This window comes from Paenibacillus sp. FSL H3-0321, from assembly GCF_038002865.1.
Lineage (GTDB): Bacteria > Bacillota > Bacilli > Paenibacillales > Paenibacillaceae > Paenibacillus_AQ.
Window position 1 is genome coordinate 4,955,272 of sequence record NZ_JBBODH010000001.1, and the last position, 24,835, is coordinate 4,980,106.

Here is a 24,835-nt window from a genome sequence, read left to right on the forward strand (position 1 = left end):
TGTGTGAACAAGTTTTAATTATAGCGATGCTAGCGATTTTCCTTCTGGAAAAACGCATTGGTTAAGCTAATAAGAGCACACGGAGGATGCCTAGGCGCCAGGAGCCGACGAAGGACGTGGCGAACAACGAAACTGCCTCGGGGAGCTGTAAGCAAGCTTTGATCCGGGGGTGTCCGAATGGGGAAACCCAGCTGTGGTAATTCGCAGTTACTTCTCTCTGAATACATAGGGGAGATAGAGGCAGACCAGGGGAACTGAAACATCTAAGTACCCTGAGGAAGAGAAAACAATAGTGATTCCGTCAGTAGCGGCGAGCGAACGCGGAACAGCCTAAACCAAGGGGCTTGCCCCTTGGGGTTGTGGGACGTCTCACATGGAGTTACAAAGGAATATGGTAGGTGAAGAGGTCTGGAAAGGCCCGCGATAGAGGTAAAAGCCCTGTAGCCTAAACTGTGTTCTCTCCGAGACGGATCCCGAGTAGTGCGGGGCACGTGAAACCCCGTATGAATCCAGCAGGACCATCTGCTAAGGCTAAATACTACCTGGCGACCGATAGTGAAACAGTACCGTGAGGGAAAGGTGAAAAGCACCCCGGAAGGGGAGTGAAATAGAACCTGAAACCGTGTGCTTACAAAAAGTCAGAGCCCGATCTATGGGTGATGGCGTGCCTTTTGTAGAATGAACCGGCGAGTTACGTTTAACATGCAAGGTTAAGGTGAGAAGCCGGAGCCGCAGCGAAAGCGAGTCTGAATAGGGCGACTGAGTATGTGGACGTAGACCCGAAACCGTGTGATCTACCCCTGTCCAGGGTGAAGGTGCGGTAACACGCACTGGAGGCCCGAACCCACGTATGTTGAAAAATGCGGGGATGAGGTGGGGGTAGCGGAGAAATTCCAATCGAACTCGGAGATAGCTGGTTCTCCCCGAAATAGCTTTAGGGCTAGCCTCGGTGAATGGAGTGGTGGAGGTAGAGCACTGATTGGGTGCGGGGCCCGCAAGGGTTACCAAGCTCAGTCAAACTCCGAATGCCATTAACTTCTTGCCGGGAGTCAGACAGTGAGTGCTAAGATCCATTGTCAAAAGGGAAACAGCCCAGACCATCAGCTAAGGTCCCCAAGTGTGTGTTAAGTGGGAAAGGATGTGGAGTTGCACAGACAACCAGGATGTTGGCTTAGAAGCAGCCACCATTGAAAGAGTGCGTAATAGCTCACTGGTCGAGTGACTCTGCGCCGAAAATGTAACGGGGCTAAACACACCACCGAAGCTATGGCTAGATACTATGTATCTGGGGTAGGGGAGCGTTGTATGCAGGTTGAAGGTGTACCGTAAGGAGCGCTGGACAGCATACAAGTGAGAATGCCGGTATGAGTAACGAAAAGATCAGTGAGAATCTGATCCGCCGAAAGCCCAAGGTTTCCTGAGGAAGGCTCGTCCGCTCAGGGTAAGTCGGGACCTAAGGCGAGGCCGAAAGGCGTAGTCGAAGGACAACAGTTTGAAATTACTGTACCACCGTAATCCGCTATGAGCGATGGGGTGACGCAGGAGGGTAGTGACGCGGACTGATGGATGTCCGTCTAAGCAGTGAGGCTGGTGTGTAGGCAAATCCGCACACCATTAAGGCTGGGCTGTGATGGGGAGCGAAAATTATAGTAGCGAAGGTCATGATCTCACACTGCCAAGAAAAGCCTCTAGTCAGGAGAAGGTGCCCGTACCGCAAACCGACACAGGTAGGCGAGAAGAGAATTCTAAGGCGCGCGGAAGAACTCTCGTTAAGGAACTCGGCAAAATGACCCCGTAACTTCGGGAGAAGGGGTGCCTCGGTAGGGTGAATAGCCCGAGGGGGCCGCAGTGAAAAGGCCCAAGCGACTGTTTAGCAAAAACACAGGTCTGTGCGAAGCCGCAAGGCGAAGTATACGGGCTGACGCCTGCCCGGTGCTGGAAGGTTAAGGGGAGCGGTTAGGAGCAATCCGAAGCTGTGAACCGAAGCCCCAGTAAACGGCGGCCGTAACTATAACGGTCCTAAGGTAGCGAAATTCCTTGTCAGGTAAATTCTGACCCGCACGAATGGCGTAACGACTTGGGCGCTGTCTCAACGAGAGATCCGGTGAAATTTTAATACCTGTGAAGATGCAGGTTACCCGCGACAAGACGGAAAGACCCCATGGAGCTTTACTGCAGCTTGATATTGAATTTGGGTACGATCTGTACAGGATAGGTGGGAGCCGTAGAGGCAGGAGCGCAAGCTTCTGCGGAGGCGCCGTTGGGATACCACCCTGATCGTATCTAGGTTCTAACCTAGTGCCCTAATCGGGTACGGGGACCGTGTCAGGCGGGCAGTTTGACTGGGGCGGTCGCCTCCTAAAGAGTAACGGAGGCGTTCAAAGGTTCCCTCAGAATGGTTGGAAATCATTCGAAGAGTGCAAAGGCATAAGGGAGCTTGACTGCGAGACCAACAAGTCGAGCAGGGACGAAAGTCGGACTTAGTGATCCGGTGGTACCGCATGGAAGGGCCATCGCTCAACGGATAAAAGCTACCCTGGGGATAACAGGCTTATCTCCCCCAAGAGTCCACATCGACGGGGAGGTTTGGCACCTCGATGTCGGCTCATCGCATCCTGGGGCTGAAGTAGGTCCCAAGGGTTGGGCTGTTCGCCCATTAAAGCGGTACGCGAGCTGGGTTCAGAACGTCGTGAGACAGTTCGGTCCCTATCTGTCGTGGGCGCAGGAAATTTGAGAGGAGCTGTCCTTAGTACGAGAGGACCGGGATGGACGTACCGCTGGTGCATCAGTTGTTCCGCCAGGAGCATGGCTGAGTAGCTACGTACGGACGGGATAAGCGCTGAAAGCATCTAAGCGTGAAGCCCCCCTCAAGATGAGATTTCCCAATTAGTAAGACCCCTTGAAGACGACGAGGTAGATAGGTTGGAGGTGGAAGTGCAGCAATGCATGGAGCTGACCAATACTAATCGGTCGAGGGCTTATCCAAGAATTAAGACGCAGATTCGTTTCGGATTCAGTTTTCAGGAATTAAGGTTCCTGAAGCATTTACGCTGTAAATGCCCGTTTGGTGGCGATAGCGGAGGGGTTCCACGCGTACCCATCCCGAACACGACCGTTAAGCCCTCCAGCGCCGATGGTACTTGGACCGAAGGGTCCTGGGAGAGTAGGACGCCGCCAAGCACACAAAGCCATTGTTGAGATTCTCAACAGTGGCTTTTTTGTTGCCTTTTGCGTTAAGATTTAACTGCTGGCTATTGAATGTGGATAGGATAGGGGATAAAGTGAATAGAAGAAAAACTTGTCCACATGTGGATAAGAATCATGAAATATACAATGAATCAAAAGTAGTCCCCAATTAATGTGGATAGTATTGAGTATTTGTGGATATATGTGACTTTTAATGTTGATAATAGGGAGCTTCGCAAGCAAAGGGGATATTTCAGTGGATAATACAGACGATCTTGTGTGGATAGAAAGATTTGTAGTTCAAGCCAGCGATACGGATTACCGTTCCCAGGCTAAGCTGTCTTTTATTCTGGAAATGATGCAGCGTACGGCTGACTCAGCGGTAAGTGCACTTGGCCTCAGTCTTGAACAGATGCTGGAGGCCGGAATGGGCTGGATGATGATCACTCTTGATCTGGAGTTTAAACGTATCCCCCGGCTGAATGATGAGTTGATAGTGCACACATGGAGTAAAGGGACCAAAGGAGCCATATGGCAGCGTGACTACCGTATTTATGATAAGGACCATACAGAGGTAGCTGTGGCGCGTTCAACCTGGGCGCTTGTAGATACAGAGAAGCGTAAGCTGCTGCGGCCATCTGCTCTTCCCATATCAGTACTGCATTATGAAGGTGATTCGGTTGGCAGTATTCCAGATAAGGTAACCATTCCTCAGGACATCTCCATGGAACAAGCCTACCAGTATCAGGTCAGATACAGTGGTCTGGACAGCAATAATCATTTGAATAATGCACGTTATGGTGATTTGTGCTGCGATGCTTTGTCTCTGGAGGAATGGGGTGTGAAGGAACTGAAGCGGTTCCGGATTACTTATGTACAGGAGGCAAAATATGGGGATGAACTGATGATTGTGCGGTCACAGCTAACAAGTGAAGGTGCATTTGTTCAGGGAAAGCTGGAGCAGGCCATATCATTTGCAGCTTGTCTGGAACTTGGTGAAGAAGCACGTTAACGGAAATACATATAGGAATTATACTTGAGGGGCAACTATCCGAGACTTAGAATCCCTATACAAATGTCCGTGTCTGCTTAGCAGATACGGACATTTGTGTTATACCAGTTCCAAGGGAACATAAATCTCGCTTATTGAATTTTTGTCATCCGGGCCCAGATATTGCTCACCATAATATTCGAATTCGTAAGGCAGGGAAAGCCGGTATTCGCTTTTTGGAAGCCAAGTCTCATAAATATATTTGTAGGTATAAGAGACATCCTTCGACAACCCTTTATGTATGAACTTTAAATAGGTGGCTGCAGGCAAGGTATACATAGGAAAATCCGCTGATAGTTGCGCTTGTTCAGAGGCGGAATGGCGATAAGAGGTTTGAGTTACGGCATATTGACGACGGCCCGATATCTCTGGCTGAGGGTAAAGCTCGCAAGCACATATAAAGGAAACCCCGCTGTTTTCAAAATCATCAGCCCAGTAGCCCACTTGATAATATCGTTCGGGAAGCCTGCGGCCGTGCAGACTGGGCACTCTGGTGAACAGCTGGGACCAGGCTTCGGAGATTACAGAATAGTCAGCGATAACATTCACAATAGGTCCCTTGAGAGTAATTTCATCTAGCTTTACGATCTGCGGAGGCGTTCCTTGAACTACAGGCAAATGAAGCAGGTCCTGTTCGTGAAGCCGGTGCAGCAGTGGAAGCAGAGGATTATTTCGTTTATTGCGGACCTGCGTCGGTGTGGTATGCAGCAACCTTTTAAAGGCCCTGGTGAAGGTCTCGTAGTCGTTAAAATGATAATCCAGTGCAATGTCCTGGAAAGAACGCTCCGGCCATCGTTTAAGATCCTTGGCAGCCTCGGTAATTTTGCGTCTGGCTATATAATCCCCCGGTGTTATCCCCGTAATGGCCTGGAATAAACGAATGAAATGATACAGAGAATAGCCGGTTCTCCTGGAGAGGGCAGTTACAGACAATGGAGATTTCAGTTCAGCTTCAATATGGTCCAAAGCCTGGACGACGAGCTGGTAATTGTTCATGTCTACCCCCTCGGGAATTAATGGAATAAAATGTAAGTCACTGCAGTTGAGCAGCTATCAGCACTCATTAATCAGCTACCCAGTCTCCCCAGCCAGCGGCCCATTCAGGGACAGTGACATCTTTGACGCGGTCCGTAGTGGGAAAGTAAGCCTTGATATCGAGAATTGGCGTACCAGGGTAAGCATCCAGTCCGGCAATCTCGACAATGCCCGATTCCATATCAACAGACACTATGGTAGCTACACTAAGGCCTAAAGGATTGGGGCGGACAGGAGAGCGGGAGGCAAAAACTCCACTTAAAGGTGCCTCATATGGAGGCTGAACCTGCGTGGTTTGCCGGAAGTGGTCATCTGCAAACTCATGAATCCACCAAAGGATCTGGCAATGGCTGAAATTTTGCAGGCCTTTCAAGGCAGGGTGAAATTCAGGTTTAAGCTCAAGACGCAGATTGTCAGGCTGCCCGGCAACCACACCTACTGGTATGACATTATACACTTCTTGCTTGGACATTTACTGTGACTCCTTTCGGATAACGGATACAGCCTATTGTATAATGTGGAGGTGGAATTCAGCCTGACGATATTTGCGGTCTTTTAGATCATGGTATAATAGGTTGTTGGCAAGGAAGGGAGAGAATTATGAAGGTATTGGTATTGGCGGAAAAGCCGTCGGTTGCGCGTGAGATTGCCCGGGTGCTGGGATGCGGGAATAAACAGAAAAGCTATATTGAAGGTCCGAAATATGTAGTTACCTGGGCTTTGGGGCATTTGGTCGGTCTGGCAGAGCCTGAAGACTATAACAATAAATTTGCTTCTTGGGCATTGGAGGATTTGCCGATTCTGCCGGAGAAGGCCAAACTGAAGGTGCTGCGTGAGACAAGCCAGCAGTATAAGGCTGTGCAGCAGCTGATGAAACGCCAGGATATCGACGAACTGATCGTTGCAACGGATGCAGCGCGGGAAGGGGAGCTTCTGGCCCGCTGGATCATGAATATGGCCGGCTGGAAAAAGCCGTTCCGGCGTCTATGGATTTCTTCGCAGACGGATAAGGCGATCAAAGAGGGATTTGCGTCACTGCGTCCGGGCCGGGATTTTGACCGTCTGTATGAATCGGCGCGCTGCCGTGCAGAGGCGGACTGGATGATTGGTCTTAACGTTACCCGTGCTTTAACCTGCAAGTTCGGTGCTCCGCTGTCGGCTGGCCGTGTGCAGACACCCACGCTCGGCATGATCATGGACCGGGAGAACGAAATTACAGGCTTCCGTTCCCAGGAGTATGAGATGTTGACCGCAGATTTCGGGAATTTCCAGGCGGGTTGGCGTGCTCCGGGCGGGGATGGCCGGATTTTTGACAAGGAGAAGACAGCGAAGCTCAATGACAAGCTTACCGGCCGAAGCGGGCGTATCGCCAAGGTGCAAAAAAGCGAGAAAAGCGAGCCGCATCCACTGGCTTATGATCTCACCGAGCTGCAGAGGGATGCCAACCGCAAGTTCGGCTTCTCGGCAAAACAAACATCCAGTGTGCTGCAGCGTCTATACGAGCAGCATAAGCTGGTCACTTATCCGCGTACGGACAGCCGTTATCTAACCTCGGATATGACGGGGACGTTAAAGGAACGGCTGGACAGCATCGCGGTCGGACCCTATGCGGCATTGGCACGGCCGCTGCTGCGTAAACCGCTGCCCATTACAAAGCGGATAGTAGATGACAGCAAGGTGAGCGATCACCATGCCATTATTCCTACGGAGCAGACAGTGCTCTTAAATCTGCTTAGTGCGGAAGAGCGTAAGCTCTATGATCTGATCGTGCGGCGATTTATCAGCCTGTTCTATCCGCCGGCCCGTTATGACGCGGTGGCCGTCACGGTAAGCGTGGAAGGCGAGAGCTTTCATGTGAAAGGCACCACGGTAAAGGACGCAGGCTGGCGTGAGGTGTACGGCGGTGATATGAGCAATGACGACGAAGAAGATAATACAGCCGATGAGCCTGCGGCAAGCAGTGTGAAGCTGCCGGAGCTGCGTGAAGGTGAGGCCGTTAAGGTTCTGCGCTGTGTGATCCGCCCAGGGCGGACACAGCCGCCCAAACGGTATAACGAGGCTTCGCTGCTGACTCAGATGGAGAAGCATGGCCTCGGAACACCCGCAACCCGGGCCGATATCATTGAAAAGCTGGTCAGCTCGGATACTATCGAGCGGCAAGGCAATTCTCTTCACCCGACAGGCAAAGGGAAGCAGTTGATTGAACTAGTCTCGGCACAGCTGCGCACGCCGGAGCTGACGGCGCGCTGGGAGGCCGAGCTGGAGAAGATTGCCCGCGGACAAGGGCGGCCTGAGCCTTTTCTGCAAGGCATCCGCAGTATGGCGCAGGAACTCGTATCCGGCGTCAAGAGCAGCGGCGCAGAATACAAGCCGCATAATGTCTCCAGCAGCCATTGTCCTGAATGTGGGACAAGAATGCTGGAGAAGAAGACCAAAAAGGGCAAGCTGCTGGTCTGCCCTGCTGATGACTGCGGCTATACCCGTGCCGGAGAGAAACGGCTTTCGAACCGCCGTTGTCCGCAGTGCCATAAGAAAATGGAGCTCAAAGAAGGCAAGGCGGGCCTCTACGTACAGTGTCTGGGCTGCGGAATAACAGAGACAATGGACAAGGACCACAAGCATATCAATAAACGTGAGCAGCAGAAGCTGGTACAGCAGTACAGCAAACCTGAAAGCGTAGGCTCGAATCTGGGTGAGCTGCTCAAAGCGGCAATGGAGGCCAAACAGAAGGGGAATTAAGCGTAATAACCTCTGTGGAGCGGACATTTAAACTATAAATTAGAAACCTAAATAAGCCTGCCGGAATCCCCGGCAGGCTTATTTAGGTTAAGAAGGGCGGCTTAGGTGCTGCTGTGCACCGAAGTGCTTGGAGAGACACAAATTCCGGTTAACCGTGAAATAATCAGAATCCGGAGTGGATTTTAGGGCTGTCAAACAAAAGACAGATATGTTTTACTAAGAAGATCGGCAAAAGAGCAGGAGCAACTCTAAAAAATGAATGAGCGGGTGGTAAAGTGACAGTGCCTAAGCAAAAAGAAAACGGGGCCCAGTCGGTAGAAGCTTCAAAAACCAAGGAAAGCAGCCGTTTCTTCTTCCTGGTCATCGTCTTTATGTTCTGGTTCTCTTCATATATTTATGTTCCGGTGCTCTCTCCCTATGTGGAGCATCTCGGAGCTTCGTATGTTATGGTCGGCTCAGTGCTAGGGATATACGGTCTGATGCAGATTCTGTTCCGGCTGCCGATCGGAATCGGTTCGGATTATTTGAACCGGCGGCGGCCGTTCATTTATCTGGGGCTGATCGCCAGCGGCGCAAGCTGCCTGCTGTTTATGGCGGGAGCGCATCCGGGCTGGGCACTGGCGGCTCGTGCCGTATCCGGAATAGCAGCCTCCGCCTGGGTAGTGTACTCGGTGATGTTTGCCGGCTATTTTCCGAAAGAGGAAGCGGGAAAAGCGATGGGCATGCTGCAGTTCACCACGGTCATCGCCCAGTTGATGAGCATGATGATCAGCGGCTACATGGTGGAGCACTGGGGCTGGAATGCCCCGTTTGTTATCGGCGGGCTTGTGGCGATAGCGGCTCTGGTACTCGCCCTGCGTCTGCCGGAACAGCAGCAGGAGAAGCGGGAGAACGCGATCCAGCTTAAAGACCTTGCTGCGGTAATTAAAGAGCCGCTGCTGGTCAAAGTCTCGCTGTTATCCGTGCTGGCGCACTGTGTGCTCTTTATTACAATGTTCGGCTATACTCCGAACCAGGCGCTGGACATCGGTGCAAGCAAGGAAAGCTTAGGCTGGCTGACTTTGGCATTCATGCTGCCCCATGCCGTTGCGACACTCTACGGTTCCCGTTTATTTGGCAGGCTGCTTGGCGACCGTGGGACACTGCTGCTGGGTTTTGCCGGAAGCGCGCTGTTCACGCTGCTGATTCCTTCAATGCCGACGCTTGCCGCCTTGTGTGCGACACAAATCGGGAACGGCTTTATGCAGGGACTTATTTTTCCGCTGCTGCTTGGCAAATCAGTATCGGGAGTGGCGCCCTTTAAACGGGCAACTGCGATGGGCTTCTATCAGGCGGTGTATGCAATAGGCATGTCTGGAGGGCCGTTTGTGGCGGGTTGGATGAGCTCTGCCTATGGTCTAAGCGGCGGATTCTGGCTGGGCGGAATCGCGGCAGCACTTGCTGCCGTATTATCCTGGGTATGGATTACGGATGCTGGCGGGTCCCGCGAAAGAACAGGAAAGCAAGGGCGTATACATGGCAGGTAATGTGAGGATTATTGGTTTTTTGCCGGAAAGGGTACTATAATATGAAGTAGATAGGATAAGAGGGAGGAGAGCCGGAAGGAATGGTCAAGGGTGTGTTGCTGTGGTTTGCACTAATTAATATTATCGGGTATGTGGTAATGTCCGAGGACAAGAACAAGGCCCGTACAAGGCGGGAACGCGTACCTGAGAAGACGCTTTTTTTGCTGGCATTTATGGGCGGTGCGCTGGGTGTGCTGACTGCCATGTACCGCAAGCGCCACAAGACGCGGCATACTTCTTTCAGGATCGGAATTCCGCTGCTGTTGCTGCTTAATATCCTGCTGTATGGGTACTTTTTAAGATAAGCTTTTTTGAATTACGTTATGGCTACACAAAACAGAAAAAGAGGTGGCGTACATGTTATTCTCAAAAATTTTGCTCGCCTATGACGGTTCCAAGGCATCCAATCAGGCATTGGAGCGCGCGATCGAGCTGGCTAAGGTAACTCCGGGTTCATCTCTTTACGTTGTACACGCATTTGAATTCCCGCGCTTTTTTATCGGGGAAGCTCTTGCGCCTCTACCTGCTTCTGTAAACAAAGATTACTATGATCTGGCGGTGCAGACCACAGAAGAAGTGAAGAGCCGGCTTGAAGCAGAAGGACTGAATGCTACGGTGGAGCTGCTGCAAGGATCTCCTGCAGAAGTGATCTTGAATTATTCCAAGGAGCATGATGTGGATGTTATTGTAATCGGCAGCCGCGGACTTGGCGGAATACGTGAATTTGTTCTGGGCAGCGTAAGCCATAATGTGGTGCAGAGCGCCCGTATTCCGGTATTGGTCGTAAAATAATAGATTTTATTCCGGGAGGAGCACAAAGGTGTTCCCCCCTTTTTCTTTAGTTTCCCTGCCCAATTAGCCAAGAACAGGAATTAGAATTTGCCAAAAAGCGAACGATTTAACGTGTAAATTTTACAATGTTCGTGTTTAAGTTGACATGAAGTGTAGGCCATTGTTAAACTGAACCTATGAAGAGCTCGTATAAAACCGGGGATAAGGCCCGGAAGTTTCTACCCGGCAACCGTAAATTTCCGGACTACGAGGAAATAGGATGACTAGAATGGCCATCAGCGCCGCCCCGGGGATATTAGGGCAGTGCACTATGTGCTTGTCCCTGTATGCTCTGCCGAGGCGGAGACAGATGGAGCAGTCCCTCCTGATTCCTGCAGTAGTCTGGGTCCACCCGCAGCAGAATGCGTTTGGAATCCGGGCTTTTTTTTTCGGAATTATGGGAAACTTGCGAGAAATGGGACAAACTTAAAGCAGATAAGAGTATCAATATCGGGAACGGAAGGTAGGTTGAGTCATGTCTGTGCAAGTTGGGGTTATTATGGGCAGCAAATCCGACTGGGAAACGATGGAGCATACCTGTGCGGTGCTGGAAGAGCTGGGTGTGCCTTATGAGAAAAAAGTGATTTCCGCACACCGCACACCGGATCTGATGTTCCGCTATGCGGAGGAAGCGGCGGGCCGCGGACTTCGCGTTATTATCGCCGGAGCAGGCGGCGCGGCGCATCTGCCGGGTATGGTGGCAGCGAAGACAGTGCTGCCCGTTATCGGTGTTCCGGTGCAGTCCAAGGCGCTTAACGGTCTGGACTCACTGCTTTCCATTGTGCAGATGCCAGGCGGCATTCCGGTGGCGACAGTAGCCATTGGCCGTGCCGGGGCCGTCAATGCAGGGCTGCTCGCGGCGCAGATAATCGGCGCGTTCGAGCCAGAGGTGCAGAGCCGGGTGCAGCAGCGGCGCGAAGCTACAGAGCGCGAAGTGCTGGAAAGCAGCGACACCTTATGAAACCGGAAGAGCTGAAGCCGGTTGGTTTGGAAGTGAGCACGTCGCGGGACGGGAGGCAGTCCCGGGGCGAAGCAGCGGATGGCCTGGACGTCCTGGCACAGCAGGGACAGGCTGAACAGCGGGGCGAAGAGAATGGCATGGACGTCGTGGCACAGCAGGGACAAGCTGGACAGCGGGTCGAGGAGAATGGCCTGGACGTCCTGGCACAGCAGGGACAGGCTGAACAGCGGGGCGCAGATAATGGCATGGACGTCGTGGCACAGCAGGGACAAGCTGGACAGCGGGGTGAAGAGAATGGCCTGGAAGCTCCAGGCCAGGAGGCTGCGGTGTCCTACGTCGCCGCACCGGGTGGAGACAGGCCCCGGACGCTGCGCCCCGGTGCAACCATCGGCGTGCTGGGCGGCGGCCAGCTCGGGCGGATGATGGCGCTGGCCGGCAGCGCCATGGGTTACCGCTTCGTGGCGCTGGACCCGGCGCCGGATGCGCCCTGCGGGCAGGTGACGCCGCAGATTCACGCGGCGTACAACGACCGGGACGCAGCGCGGGAGCTGGCGCGCCGCTCGGACGTGATCACGTACGAGTTCGAGAACGTCGATGCGGGCGTGGCCGCGCTGCTGACGGCAGAGTCGTACGTGCCCCAGGGCAGCGCGCTGCTGTACACCACGCAGCACCGGCTGCGCGAGAAAGCGGCCATCGAGGCGGCAGGCGTGCCCGTTGCCCCGTACCGCAAGGTCGGCAGCCTGGCGGAGCTGAACGCCGCGGCCGCCGACCTGGGCCTGCCCTGTGTGCTGAAGACAGCCACAGGGGGGTATGACGGCAAGGGACAAGCCGTCATCCGCCGGCCGGAAGAGCTGGAAGCAGCCTTCCGGCAGGTCGCGCCGGGAGCTGGCGGAGCGCAGGAGGCGCCGCAAGCTGGCGGAACAGACAGCTCCACCGATTCCGCAGCCTCAGCCGGAAACGTTATGCCGGAGCTGGTGCTGGAGAAATTCGTTGCTTTTAGCTGCGAAATCTCTGTTATTGCTGCCCGCAGCGCATCCGGTGAGGTTAAGAGCTTTCCGCCTGCCGAGAACATTCACGTAAACAACATCCTGCATCTGTCGATTGTGCCTGCCCGTGTGCCGGAGGAGATTCAGCGGAGAGCCTGCGAGCTTGCCGAGCGGCTGGTGTCCGGACTGAATGCCGTCGGACTGCTGGCGGTAGAGATGTTCGTGACGGACGACGGAGAATTGTTCGTCAATGAACTGGCTCCGCGCCCGCATAATTCAGGGCATTACACGATGGACGCCTGCGTCACCTCGCAGTTCGAGCAGCATGTCCGGGCGATCTGCAACTTGCCGCTTGGCGATACCTCGCTTTTGACTCCTGTAGTCATGGTGAATGTGCTTGGGCAGCATCTGGACGGGGCAGTGGAGCGGATTAGTGAGATGGACGAAGCAGCAAACCGGCTGGGGATTTCCCCCAAGCTTCATATATATGGCAAGACTGAGAGCAAGACCGGCCGCAAGATGGGCCATATCAACCTGCTCTGCAAGGACACCGGAGACGGCTTGTCCTGGGTGGAGCAAACTAACCTTTGGAGGAACTGACAAGATATGATCGAACGATACAGCAGACCTGAGATGCGGGCCATTTGGACCGAAGAAAATAAATTCAATGCATGGCTCGAAGTGGAAATATGTGCGTGCGAAGCCTGGGCGGAGCTGGGAGTTATTCCGCAGGAAGACGCCGCTAAGCTGCGCAAGGATGCCAAGTTTGATATTGAACGCATCAACGAGATTGAACTTGAAACCCGTCATGACGTGATCGCCTTTACCCGTGCGGTATCCGAAAGCCTTGGCGCGGAGCGCAAATGGGTGCATTACGGATTAACCTCCACGGATGTTGTTGATACGGCGCTGGGTTACCTGCTGCGCCAGGCGAACGAAATTCTGGAGCAGGACATCATTAACTTCATTGAAATTCTTAAGGATAAAGCGGTAGCTTACAAGGATACGCCGATGATGGGACGCACACATGGCGTTCACGCTGAGCCGACGACCTTTGGACTCAAGATGGCGCTGTGGTATGAGGAAATGAAACGCAACCTGGAGCGCTTCCGCCATGCTGCGAACGGCGTGCAGTTCGGTAAAATCTCCGGCGCGGTCGGCACTTATGCCAACATCGACCCGTTCGTGGAAGAGTTCGTCTGCCGCAAGCTGGGCACCAGCCCGGCACCGATCTCCACGCAGACCCTGCAGCGTGACCGCCATGCCGAATATATGGCTGCGCTGGCGCTGGTCGCCACTTCGCTGGACAAGTTCGCCACCGAGATCCGCGCGCTGCAAAAGAGTGAAATCCGCGAGGTGGAAGAGGCTTTTGCCAAAGGTCAAAAAGGCTCCTCCGCCATGCCGCATAAACGCAATCCGATCGGCTGCGAGAATATTTCCGGCCTGTCGCGCGTCATTCGCGGCCATATGGTTACTGCTTATGAGAATGTACCGCTGTGGCATGAACGCGACATCTCGCACTCTTCGGTGGAACGGATTATTCTGCCGGATGCGACCATGCTGCTCAACTATATGCTGAATCGTTTCGGCAACATCGTGAAGAACCTGACCGTGTTCCCGGAAAATATGAAGCGCAACATGAACCGGACCTTCGGCGTGCCGTTCTCCGGCCGTATCCTGACCAAGCTGATCGACAAGGGCTTCAGCCGCGAGCAGGCTTACGATACCGTTCAGCCTCGTGCGATGCAGGCTTGGGAAGAGCAAACCCAGTTCCGCGACATCGTCGAAGCCACACCTGAAATCACCGCCGTACTCAGCCCGGAAGAGATCGAAGATGCATTCAACCCTACATGGCACCTTAAGCATGTCGACACTATCTTCCGTAAGCTGGAGCTTATCTAATAAAAGGTAAGTTAGTGGTGAACGGAGGAGCTGGAGAATAATACGAGCGGGAGCACTAGGCAGTTTTTCTATACTGAGAAGCGGAGCTACAGTGAGAATGAAATAAGCACTTGGGGTAAAGTGGAACGGAGAGAAATTTTGGAACTGTAGAAGCGTCAGCGTTCGCCTGAAAGCTTTCCGTAGGAAAGCTCGCTTCGGAAGCATGAGCTATGGTCAGATTTCTACCGCAGCTTGCGGTTAAATCAGAGAAATATGACCATAACAGCGATCGGAAGTCCAAATATTTCTTGCAGTGAACCTATTAACCAGAGGAAGTATTACAAATTTCTGTTGATCCAGATCGAAGGAAATAAAACGTCCCAGCGCTTTTTGCTCAAGATATTAGCAAGATCATTTGTTCAAGGGAGGAAAGGTCATGACACACCCTGCCGTATCCACGGCTGTGGATCTCGTAAATGCACCGCTGCTCTATAAAGGAAAGGTTCGCGAATTGTATGACTTGGGGGAACAGACCCTGATTGTCGTTACGGACCGGATTTCTGCGTTCGACTATGTGCTTGATCCGGCGGTGCCGGAGAAGGGCAATGTGCTGAACCGGCTCAGCGCTTTCTGGTTTGGCAAGACGAAGGAACTGATGGAGAACCATGTCGTGCATATTGATGTGGACCAGCTCGGAGATATCGCACGCGACAGAGAGGCGCTCAAGAACCGGATCATGGTTGTCCGCAAAGCAGAGCGCATTGATATTGAATGTGTCGTGCGCGGCTGCATCACCGGCGGGGGCTGGCGGCAGTACCAGGAGACCGGGAAGGTTAACGGTATTGAACTACCCCAAGGCCTGCGTAAAAACGCCGTACTGGCCCAGCCGATCTTCACCCCTGCGGCCAAAAATGATGTAGGCCATGATGAGGATATCCCTTTTGAGCAGATGCAGGAGCTGATCGGTGCCGACCTGGCGCTTGAGCTGAAGGAGAAAAGCCTGAAGCTGTTCGCTTTTGCCAAAGAGTACTGTGAAGAGCGAGGTATCATCCTAGCGGACTGCAAGTTTGAGTTTGGTTTGCTGGACGGCAAGGTGATTCTGATCGACGAGATTTTCACCCCGGATGCTTCCCGCTTCTGGGCCAAAGATAAATACAGTCTGGATATTGAAATCGACAGCATGGACAAAGAGCCTGTCCGGACGTATCTTGCCGCATCCTCCTGGGACAGGAACAGCACGCCGGACCCGCTGCCGCTTGAAGTCGTGGAAGAAACGAGCCGCCGTTATCTGGACATCTATCATCGCCTTACCGGCAAGTCTTTATAGTTTATTAACTTGGCCAGCTGTAGTGTATCCGCTAGTTGCATTCTCTGCATTTATTTTGAGCAAAATCGCCGCTGGCTGCCTTATAAATGTATCCGGTACAACTAAATCAGGCGAACAAGCCTGGAACGGCGGTTGTTTCAAAATATAGCTGTATGGAATGCAATTAAAGTGGGTTTTGCCCGAAATAAAAGGAATTTAGCTGTACAGAATGCAGTTATCTCAATATTAAACTCAGGTACATCCGAGTTCTTGTTGATTGCCCATTGAGGCCCATAAAATTTTAGGAGGAACTACAAGCGTATGTTAAAAGCGACAGTCTATGTCACCATCAAGAAAAGCGTGCTCGATCCCCAAGGTGTTGCCGTGCAAGGAGCATTGCATTCGGTAGGGTTCCAGGAAGTTGAAAGTCTGCGTATCGGCAAATATATGGAGCTTATCCTCGATACAGATAACCGCGCCGAAGCGGAAGGACGCCTCAAGGAAATGTGCGAAAAGCTGCTGGCCAACACGGTGATCGAGGATTACCGCTACGAATTGGAGGACTAAAAGTCATGAAATTTGCTGTACTCGTCTTTCCAGGCTCCAATTGCGACATTGACTGTTATAAGGCGGTAGAAGACAGCCTTGGCGAACCCGTGGATTATGTGTGGCATACTGCGACAGACCTGTCGGCGTATGACTGCATTCTGGTACCAGGCGGCTTCTCTTATGGTGACTATCTGCGCTGCGGCGCGATTTCCCGGTTTGCTCCGGTGATGGCTGAAGTGGCCAAAGCTGCGGAGCAGGGCAAATTCGTGCTTGGCATCTGCAACGGGTTCCAGATTCTGACCGAAGCGGGACTTCTGCCGGGTGCGCTGCGCCGCAACATGTCGATGAAATTCCGCTGTCATGATACCGTGCTTAAGGTCGTTAATAACACAACCCCGTTTACTGTTGATTATGCGAAGGATGAAGAGATTGTCATTCCGATCGCGCATGGCGAAGGTAATTATTACTGTGATGAAGAGACTTTGGCGTCGCTCAAAGCAAACAATCAGATCGTATTCACATATAGCGACAATCCGAACGGCTCGGTAGCCGATATTGCAGGCGTCAGCAACGCAGCGGGCAATGTGGTTGGCATGATGCCTCACCCGGAACGTGCAGCGAACAGTCTGCTGGGCTCGGAAGACGGCAAACGGATGTTTACATCTATACTCAAAACCTGGAGGGATCGTTATGACGCAGCAAGTATCCGTTAAGGAGCCGACCGCAGAGCAAATCGCGGAGCAGAAAATCTACAGTCAATTCGGCGTGTCGGACAGCGAATATGAACTGATCACGTCCTTCATGGGCCGCAAGCCCAACTATACAGAAATCGGCGTATTCAGTGTAATGTGGTCCGAGCACTGCGCCTACAAAAATTCCAAGCCGCTTCTTAGCCGTTTCCCGACCAGCGGACCGCGTGTCCTGATGGGACCGGGCGAAGGCGCCGGCATTGTTGATATCGGTGACAACCAGGCGGTTGTATTCAAAATCGAAAGCCACAACCATCCGTCGGCGGTAGAACCTTATCAAGGTGCGGCTACAGGCGTGGGCGGGATTATCCGCGATATTTTCTCCATGGGTGCTAGACCGGTAGCGCTGCTCAACTCCCTGCGTTTCGGGAAGCTTGAGAGCGACCGGGTAAAATATTTGTTCGAGCATGTCGTGTCCGGTATCGCAGGTTACGGCAACTGTATCGGCATTCCGACCGTGGGCGGCGAAATCATGTTCGACAACAGCTATGACGGTAATCCGCTGGTCAATGCGATGTGTGTCGGCCTGATCGACCATGATAAAATCCAGCGCGGTGTCGCCAAAGGTGTAGGCAACCCCGTATTCTACGTAGGTCCGCCTACAGGACGTGATGGTATTCACGGGGCGACGTTTGCCTCCGTGGAGCTGAGCGAGGAGTCGGAAGCCAAGAAGACAGCAGTGCAGGTTGGGGATCCGTTTATGGAGAAGCTGGTGATGGAATCCTGTCTGGAGCTGATCGACAGCGGCATCGTGCTTGGCATTCAGGATATGGGCGCAGCAGGCCTGACCTGCTCCAGTGCAGAAATGGCCAGCAAAGCGGGCAATGGCCTGGAGCTGTATCTGGATCAGGTACCGCAGCGTGAAGAAGGCATGACCCCTTACGAGATGATGCTGTCGGAATCACAGGAACGGATGCTGTTTGTGGTGGAGCCTAAGGATGAGGCGCAGGCACAGGAGATTTTTGACCGCTGGGGCGTCATTTGCCGCAAAGTGGGCAAGGTAACCGATGACGGCCGCCTGAAGCTGTTCCATCACGGTGAGGTTGTCGGCGATATGCCGGTAACGGCTCTCGTAGATGAGTGTCCAATCTACAACAAACCGTCAGCAGTTCCTGCTTATTATGAAGAGAATGCATCGGTCGATACTTTGCGTTATGCCGAGGTTACCGATCTGGGCGGCGCGCTGCGCACGGTACTCGCTTCCCCTACGGTAGCAAGCAAAGCATGGGTATACAACCAATATGACTATATGGTTCGCACCAGCACAGCGGTTCGTCCCGGTTCTGATGCGGCAGTGGTTACGATCCACGGCACACGCAAAGGCCTGGCAATGACTACGGACTGCAATGGCCGTTATGTCTATCTGGACCCTGAAGTCGGTGGCCGGATTGCAGTCAGCGAAGCGGCGCGCAACATTGTCTGCTCCGGGGCTAAACCGCTGGCAATTACAGATAACCTGAACTTTGGCAGTCCCGAGAAACCGGAGATTTTCTGGCAGATGGAACGTGCGGTAGACGGCATGGCTGAAGCCTGCCGTGTGCTGGATACGCCGGTTATCGGCGGAAATGTCAGCCTGTACAACGAAAATGCTTCGGGAGCGATCTATCCGACACCGGTTGTCGGCATGGTGGGTCTCGTGGAAGATACCGATCACATTACTACTCAAGCCTTCAAGCAAGAGGGCGACGCCATTTTGCTGCTTGGGGTGACCAAGGCTGAGCTTGGCGGCAGTGAGTTCCAATATGCTGTACATGGCCTGACGGAAGGCCGTCCACCGGCACTGGATTTGGCTACTGAACAAAAGCTGCTGGATGCTGTGCTTGGCACGATCCGCGGCGGTCTGGTCCGCTCGGCGCATGACCTTTCCGAAGGCGGCCTTGCGGCTGCACTGGCAGAGAGCTGCATCAGCGGCGGTATTGGCGCTAACGTAGAGCTGTCCGCGAACGGGCTGCGGCCCGATGTGGCCTTGTTCAGCGAGAGCCAATCCCGTATCGTACTGACCGCTGCTCCTGATCGTGCGGAAGAGCTGAAAGCAGCAGTTGCCGCTTACGGCGTGCCGGTGGAAATCATCGGAACCGTTGGCGGGGACAGACTGCGCCTGGCTCTAGACGGCAAGACTGCACTGGATGAAGCTGTAACGGAATTAAAAACCATTTGGGAGGATGCTATTCCATGTCTTATGAAATAAAGACCGGGAAAGAGCAGGCGGCTCCAATCCTGTGGACCGGCGATTTTTACAACGAAGGAACGGGCTCGGGAGATATTTTTGACACTTTAAAAGAAGAATGCGGCGTATTCGGGGTCTTCGGACACCCGGAAGCCGCCTCCATGTCTTATTATGGACTGCATGCGCTGCAGCACCGGGGAGAGGAAAGCGCGGGCATCTGCGTGGCAAACGGACGCGACTTCAACTATCACCGCGGCATGGGCCTCGTCAAGGAAGTATTCGATAAAGATAAAATTGCTTCACTGGTGGGTGACATGTCCATCGGCCATGTGCGTTATTCCACCAGCGGCGACAGCCGGCTGACCAATGCGCAGCCGCTTGTCTTCAAATACCGTGACGGCGATCTGGCCATTGCCACCAACGGCAATATTGTCAACGAACCGCTGATCCGCAAGCAGCTGGAGCAAGGCGGCTCTATTTTCCAGACTACAAGCGATACCGAGGTACTGGCGCATCTGATCGCACGTTCGCAGAAGGATTTTGTCGAAGCCACGAAAGATGCCCTGCAGCAGCTGGTCGGCGGTTTTGCCTTCCTGCTGATGACCAACGACAAGCTGATCGTCGCTTCGGATCCGCACGGACTTCGTCCACTCGTAATGGGCCAGCTCGGTGAAGCCTATGTCTTCGCTTCAGAGTCCTGTGCGCTGGAAGTTATCGGTGCCAAGCTGGTGCGTGATATTGAGCCGGGTGAATTGCTCGTGCTTGATAAGGACGGCATCCGGGAAGACCGCTTCGCTGAGCCGAAGCGCAAGGCGCTGTGTGCCATGGAATATATCTATTTTGCCCGGCCGGACAGCGACCTGAACGGCTCGAACCTGCACTCCGCCCGCAAGCGGATGGGCAGCCGGATGGCGCTTGAAGCTTTTGTGGATGCGGACATTGTAACCGGCGTACCGGATTCCAGTATCTCCGCAGCCATCGGCTTTGCCGAGCAAACAGGTATCCCTTATGAGCTGGGACTGATCAAGAACAAATACACTGGCCGGACGTTCATCCAGCCGAGCCAGGAGCTTCGTGAGCAAGGCGTGAAGATGAAGCTGAGCGCCGTGCGCCGCGTCGTTGAAGGCCAGCGCGTCGTCATGATCGACGATTCCATTGTGCGAGGCACCACCTCGCGCCGGATCGTGAACCTGCTGCGCGAGGCCGGAGCGCTTGAAGTGCATGTGCGGATTACCTCGCCGCCATTCAAGAACCCTTGCTTCTACGGCATTGATACACCTGATCGGCGTGAACTCATCGCCTCCTACAAGAGTATTCAGGAAATGTGCGAGGAGATCAACGCCGATTCCCTGGCTTTCCTTTCACCGGAAGGGCTGATCCAATCCATCGGCGGTTATAATAGCGATGATTACAAAGGCGGTTTATGCCTCTCCTGCTTCGATAACGATTACCCGACGCAGGTTGATTTCGGCGGGGAAGAGAAGGACGGGTGTTCCTGTTAAGCGGGTCCATCCCCCTATAGTCGAGTGGCCCATCCCCCTAAGTCCCCCTTGCGAAGGGGGATTCCGAAGGGCTCTGCCCTCCGGCCACCCGAAAGTTTGGCGGTAGGAGTTTGCTTTTAACTTGCTAAGAAGGCTGGGGTGCGGGGGCCCGCTGTGTCCCTGTGTGCTGCGCACGGCCGGGACACGCTCTACGGCGCTCCGCGCCCTGGCGGCATGCTGCCTCGCCGGGCCAAGTGCTCAAGAACCCGTCCTGTTTGCTGCGCAAAATCGGGGGTCCTCTCGCTTGGGCGCGCCCGGCTTCGCCCCGCGCGCCAAGACAAAGCTCTTAAAGCTCTCCCTTGTTTGCTGCGCAAATGCAGGGAACGCTTTTCTCGCTGAGGAGGCGCTTTGGCTTTGCCAAGCGCCGAGGCCTTGCTGCTGCTGTGCAAGGCGCGTACAGCGGCTTGCGGCTGGGTTTGACCCCGGTGGCTGGAGTCATGGAGAGGAAGTTTGGAACTGTAGGAGCGTAGCGTTCGCCTTTATGGTTGGATTTCTACCGCGAACAGCGGTTCAAATCAAGGAAATCCAACCATAACAGCGACCGGAAGTCCAAACATTCCTCGTAATGACGACTATAGCCACCACCCAATCCCTGCCGCCCCGAAACGCGCTCTAAACTAACTAATAATGAGGTGTCCAAAAGTGTCGGAAGCTTATAAAAACGCCGGAGTGGATATTGCGGCTGGCAATGAAGCCGTTGAACGCATGAAGAAGCATGTAAAGCGCACGTACCGTCCGGAGGTTATGACGGAGCTGGGCGGATTCGGCGCGCTGTTTGGTCTCAATAAGGACAAGTATGAAGAACCGGTGCTCGTATCGGGAACCGACGGCGTGGGTACGAAGCTCAAAATCGCTTTCGCGGCCGACCGCCACGACACGATTGGCATCGATGCCGTAGCCATGTGTGTGAATGATATTGTAGTACAAGGCGCAGAGCCGCTGTTCTTCCTCGATTATCTCGCCTGTGACAAGGTTGTGCCGGAGAAGATCGAGGCTATTGTTGCCGGCATCGCGGAAGGCTGTCATCAGGCAGGCTGCGCGCTCATCGGCGGTGAAACGGCTGAGATGCCGGGGATGTATTCGGCGGGCGAATATGATATCGCCGGTTTCACAGTTGGCGTAGCCGACAAAGCGAAGCTGGTTACGGGCGTAAACATCGCGCCGGGTGATACGGTGATCGGTCTCGCGTCCAGCGGTGTGCACAGCAACGGCTTCTCGCTGGTACGCAAGCTTCTGCTTGAGGAAGACGGCTATGCGCTGAACGATGTGGTCCCTGAGCTTGGAGCTCCGCTGGTGGATGTGCTGCTGGCTCCGACGAAGATTTATGTGAAGCCGCTGCTCGCGCTGCTGGAACAGCTGCCGGTCAAAGGTATGGCGCATATTACCGGAGGCGGGTTCATCGAGAACATTCCGCGCGTACTGCCGGATCATGTGAATGTGGAGATTAATTATGGCTCCTGGCCGATTTTGCCGATTTTCGGCTTGCTGCAGAGCAAAGGCAATGTAAGTAACCGCGATATGTTCACTACCTTCAACATGGGCGTGGGTCTGGTGCTGGTAGTGTCTGCAGAAGACGGAGAAAAAGCGCTGGAACTGCTGAAAGCAGGCGGGGAAGAGGCTTATCTGATCGGCACAGTAACGGAAGGGGAACGCAAGGTTACCTTTACGGGAGCTGAAGTGTGATGCAGTACAGCCGGATCGCTGTGTTTGCCTCCGGGCAGGGCAGCAATTTTGCTGCGCTGATTCAGGCTCAGAACGCAGGGAAGCTTGGCGGAGGCCGCATTGAGCTGCTGGTATCCGACAGGCCGGAAGCGCTAGTGGCACAGCGTGCGGAGGAAGCGGGGATTCCTGCCCTCCTGCTGCGGCCGAAGGACTTCGCAAGCCGGGAGCTGTATGAAGCGGAGATTGTAGCTGAGCTGCAGCGCCGGGATATCGGGCTTGTCGTACTGGCGGGATATATGCGGCTGATTACTCCGGTGCTGCTTACGCCTTACGCCGGGCGGATCATCAACATTCATCCTTCTCTGCTGCCAGCCTTTGCCGGCAAGGACGCCATCGGCCAGGCATTAGACTACGGTGTGAAGCTGACTGGGGTTACGGTGCATTTTGTCGATGGAGGTATGGACACCGGGCCGGTTATTGCCCAGCGCGGCGTTGCCGTAGAGGCCGAAGATACAGCGGAAACCCTTGCCGGACGAATTCATCAGGTAGAGTATGAGCTTTACCCTGAGGTAGTATCTGCTTTTGCCGCCGGGAAAATTGGATTGGACGGAAGAAAAGCCACAATTTCCGAATAGAAGTATAAGCGCGATTGCTGCTTAGGACAGGGAGCTTGCCATAAATGGAGTCATCCTGTGTCGCATACTATGGACATGAGCTGCGATTCCGCAGAAATTTTTAAAAAAAGTATTGTTTAGCACGTCTATAGCGTTAAATACTGGCGGATTGCGCAGTGTGCTGATCTTTTTATCGACAAAGGTTGATCTCTGCGGTCACTTCCGATATTTCTCGGGAAATATTGCACAAGCGGGCAAAGGGTGTCGGAGAGTGATGGAACGCCTGATTTATGCCTTAGAAAGAATGCTGTAAGCTGCTGGAATTTTAGTGATTTGGCAAGGCTGGTTTATTCGGGTGAAAGAGCTTGTAGATCAGTTATACAAGTTTAGGGCATCACATGTTTAAGCGTTAACCATTCAAACACAACTAATCGGGCATCATCCGGAGGAGGACTATTCAAAGTGAGTATCAAAAGAGCGCTGGTCAGCGTATCGGATAAACAGGGCATCGTGGATTTTTGCCGCGAGTTGTCTGCATTGGGCGTAGAAATCATCTCCACAGGCGGCACTAGCACACTTTTGGCTAAAGAAGGCGTACCAGTCATCGGTATTTCCGATGTCACAGGGTTCCCGGAAATTATGGACGGACGCGTCAAAACGCTGCATCCCGCCGTACACAGCGGACTGCTGGCAGTTCGTGACAACGAGGAACACACGCGTCAGATGACCGAGCTTGGGCTGGACTACATCGATCTGGTCGTGGTGAACCTGTATCCGTTCGCGGAGACGATTGCCAAGCCGGATGTATCGTACGAGGAAGCTATCGAGAACATCGATATCGGCGGACCGACGATGCTGCGTTCGGCGGCGAAGAATCATGCTTTTGTCAGTGTGGTGGTGGACGCGGCCGATTATGCAGGTGTGCTTGATGAGGTGCGTGCAGGCGGAGATACGACCCTTGAGACCCGCAAACGTCTTGCGGCAAAAGTGTTCCGCCATACGGCGGCTTACGATGCCCTGATTGCCGATTATTTGGCTAATGTGACCGGTGAACCGCTGCCGGAGCGCTATACGGTGACTTACGAGAAGATTCAGGATCTGCGTTACGGGGAGAACCCGCATCAGAAGGCGGCGTTCTACCGCAAGCCGCTCGCTGCGCAGGATACGCTGACGGCAGCCGAGCAGCTGCACGGCAAAGAGCTGTCCTACAACAACATTAACGATGCCAATGCGGCGCTGCAAATCGTCAAAGAATTTGAAGAGCCGGCGGTTGTGGCCGTTAAGCATATGAATCCATGCGGCGTGGGCGTGGGCGCAAGTGTATACGAGGCTTACCAAAAAGCCTACAATGCCGATCCAACCTCCATTTTCGGCGGGATTGTGGCTGCGAACCGTATTATTGATGCGGATACCGCTAACCTGCTGAAAGATATTTTCCTGGAAATCGTGCTGGCACCGGGCTTCACGGAAGAAGCGCTGGAGATCCTTACGAAGAAGAAGAACATCCGCCTGCTCAAAATCGGCAGCTTAAGCACGGCCTCCGCACGCAAGAGCAGCTTTGTCGTTACCTCCATTGAGGGCGGTATGGTGGTGCAGGAGAGTGATGTGCACTCCGTGAATCCGGAAGAGCTTCAAGTGGTCACTACCCGCAAGCCAACCGAAGAAGAGCTTAAGCAATTGCTGTTCGGCTGGAAAGTGGTTAAGCATGTGAAGTCCAATGCGATTGTACTGGCGGCCAATGATATGACTGTTGGCGTAGGCGCCGGACAAATGAACCGTGTCGGAGCGGCCAAAATTGCCATTGAACAGGCCGGAGAGAAGTCCAAAGGCGCTGTACTGGCTTCCGATGCCTTTTTCCCGATGGGCGACACGCTGGAAATGGCTGCGAAGGCTGGAATTACCGCAGTTATTCAACCGGGCGGCTCGATCAAGGATGAGGAATCCATCAAGGTTGCGAATGAATATGGAATTGCCATGGTCTTCACCGGCGTCCGCCATTTCAAACACTAGAG

The 24,835-nt window shown here is 53.7% G+C and carries 18 protein-coding genes, 2 rRNA genes and 1 riboswitch; of the genes, 18 read left to right on the forward strand and 2 right to left on the reverse strand.

Features of this window, described 5'->3' with window-relative positions; all coding sequences use genetic code 11:
* Nucleotides 1-59: 59 nt before the first annotated feature.
* The 3 genes from MHI45_RS22170 (at nt 60) to MHI45_RS22180 (ending at nt 4,198) form a co-directional block, all read left to right on the forward strand.
* Nucleotides 60-2,986: ribosomal RNA gene (locus tag MHI45_RS22170) — 23S ribosomal RNA — on the forward strand.
* A gap of 77 nt (nt 2,987-3,063) precedes the next feature.
* Nucleotides 3,064-3,180, forward strand: a 5S ribosomal RNA gene (rrf, locus tag MHI45_RS22175).
* Nucleotides 3,181-3,442: 262 nt separating this feature from the next.
* Nucleotides 3,443-4,198 (forward strand): acyl-[acyl-carrier-protein] thioesterase, encoded by a 756-nt coding sequence (locus tag MHI45_RS22180; protein WP_179091718.1) that lies wholly within the window; start codon nt 3,443-3,445, stop codon nt 4,196-4,198.
* A 99-nt stretch (nt 4,199-4,297) separates the two neighbouring features.
* Here MHI45_RS22180 and MHI45_RS22185 read toward each other — a convergent pair whose 3' ends face one another.
* The gene (locus MHI45_RS22185) at nt 4,298-5,233 is read right to left on the reverse strand and encodes an AraC family transcriptional regulator (RefSeq protein ID WP_076110162.1); all 936 of its coding nucleotides are present in this window, start codon (nt 5,231-5,233) and stop codon (nt 4,298-4,300) included.
* 67 nt (nt 5,234-5,300) lie between these two features.
* Entirely contained in the window at nt 5,301-5,744 is a 444-nt protein-coding gene (gene tsaA / locus MHI45_RS22190) for a tRNA (N6-threonylcarbamoyladenosine(37)-N6)-methyltransferase TrmO (protein WP_076110163.1), read from the reverse strand.
* 128 nt (nt 5,745-5,872) lie between these two features.
* Here tsaA and MHI45_RS22195 point away from each other — a divergent pair, with 128 nt between their 5' ends.
* The 15 genes from MHI45_RS22195 (at nt 5,873) to purH (ending at nt 24,833) form a co-directional block, all read left to right on the forward strand.
* Entirely contained in the window at nt 5,873-8,011 is a 2,139-nt protein-coding gene (locus MHI45_RS22195; RefSeq protein ID WP_076110164.1) for a DNA topoisomerase III, read from the forward strand.
* A 281-nt stretch (nt 8,012-8,292) separates the two neighbouring features.
* Nucleotides 8,293-9,537, forward strand: coding sequence for an MFS transporter (locus MHI45_RS22200; protein ID WP_256718083.1), 1,245 nt, complete (start codon nt 8,293-8,295; stop codon nt 9,535-9,537).
* Nucleotides 9,538-9,617: 80 nt separating this feature from the next.
* Nucleotides 9,618-9,881 carry a DUF1294 domain-containing protein gene (locus tag MHI45_RS22205; protein ID WP_038585652.1) on the forward strand — a complete coding sequence of 88 codons (264 nt, stop codon included), beginning with the start codon at nt 9,618-9,620 and terminating at the stop codon, nt 9,879-9,881.
* 52 nt (nt 9,882-9,933) lie between these two features.
* Entirely contained in the window at nt 9,934-10,368 is a 435-nt protein-coding gene (locus tag MHI45_RS22210) for a universal stress protein (RefSeq protein ID WP_038585655.1), read from the forward strand.
* 165 nt (nt 10,369-10,533) lie between these two features.
* A riboswitch (purine riboswitch) is annotated at nt 10,534-10,635 on the forward strand.
* A gap of 247 nt (nt 10,636-10,882) precedes the next feature.
* On the forward strand, nt 10,883-11,368 hold the full coding sequence (purE, locus tag MHI45_RS22215; protein WP_076110166.1) for a 5-(carboxyamino)imidazole ribonucleotide mutase: 486 nt from the start codon (nt 10,883-10,885) through the stop codon (nt 11,366-11,368).
* Between the two features lie 326 nt (nt 11,369-11,694).
* Entirely contained in the window at nt 11,695-12,954 is a 1,260-nt protein-coding gene (locus tag MHI45_RS22220) for a 5-(carboxyamino)imidazole ribonucleotide synthase (protein WP_076110303.1), read from the forward strand.
* Between the two features lie 6 nt (nt 12,955-12,960).
* On the forward strand, nt 12,961-14,256 hold the full coding sequence (purB, locus tag MHI45_RS22225; protein ID WP_038585664.1) for an adenylosuccinate lyase: 1,296 nt from the start codon (nt 12,961-12,963) through the stop codon (nt 14,254-14,256).
* Nucleotides 14,257-14,671: 415 nt separating this feature from the next.
* Nucleotides 14,672-15,562 (forward strand): phosphoribosylaminoimidazolesuccinocarboxamide synthase, encoded by an 891-nt coding sequence (locus MHI45_RS22230; RefSeq protein ID WP_076110167.1) that lies wholly within the window; start codon nt 14,672-14,674, stop codon nt 15,560-15,562.
* Between the two features lie 300 nt (nt 15,563-15,862).
* Entirely contained in the window at nt 15,863-16,108 is a 246-nt protein-coding gene (gene purS / locus MHI45_RS22235) for a phosphoribosylformylglycinamidine synthase subunit PurS (protein WP_076110168.1), read from the forward strand.
* A gap of 5 nt (nt 16,109-16,113) precedes the next feature.
* Entirely contained in the window at nt 16,114-16,803 is a 690-nt protein-coding gene (purQ, locus tag MHI45_RS22240; RefSeq protein ID WP_038585669.1) for a phosphoribosylformylglycinamidine synthase subunit PurQ, read from the forward strand.
* On the forward strand, nt 16,781-19,027 hold the full coding sequence (gene purL, locus MHI45_RS22245; RefSeq protein WP_038585673.1) for a phosphoribosylformylglycinamidine synthase subunit PurL: 2,247 nt from the start codon (nt 16,781-16,783) through the stop codon (nt 19,025-19,027). Before purQ ends, purL begins: the two co-directional genes overlap by 23 nt.
* The gene (purF, locus tag MHI45_RS22250; RefSeq protein ID WP_341119440.1) at nt 19,012-20,508 is read left to right on the forward strand and encodes an amidophosphoribosyltransferase; all 1,497 of its coding nucleotides are present in this window, start codon (nt 19,012-19,014) and stop codon (nt 20,506-20,508) included. The genes purL and purF overlap by 16 nt, the downstream gene beginning before the upstream one ends.
* Nucleotides 20,509-21,189: 681 nt before the next feature.
* Nucleotides 21,190-22,230 (forward strand): phosphoribosylformylglycinamidine cyclo-ligase, encoded by a 1,041-nt coding sequence (purM, locus tag MHI45_RS22255; protein WP_076110171.1) that lies wholly within the window; start codon nt 21,190-21,192, stop codon nt 22,228-22,230.
* Entirely contained in the window at nt 22,230-22,844 is a 615-nt protein-coding gene (gene purN / locus MHI45_RS22260) for a phosphoribosylglycinamide formyltransferase (RefSeq protein WP_076110172.1), read from the forward strand. The genes purM and purN overlap by 1 nt, the downstream gene beginning before the upstream one ends.
* A gap of 441 nt (nt 22,845-23,285) precedes the next feature.
* Nucleotides 23,286-24,833 (forward strand): bifunctional phosphoribosylaminoimidazolecarboxamide formyltransferase/IMP cyclohydrolase, encoded by a 1,548-nt coding sequence (purH, locus tag MHI45_RS22265; RefSeq protein ID WP_076110173.1) that lies wholly within the window; start codon nt 23,286-23,288, stop codon nt 24,831-24,833.
* Nucleotides 24,834-24,835 lie beyond the last annotated feature (2 nt).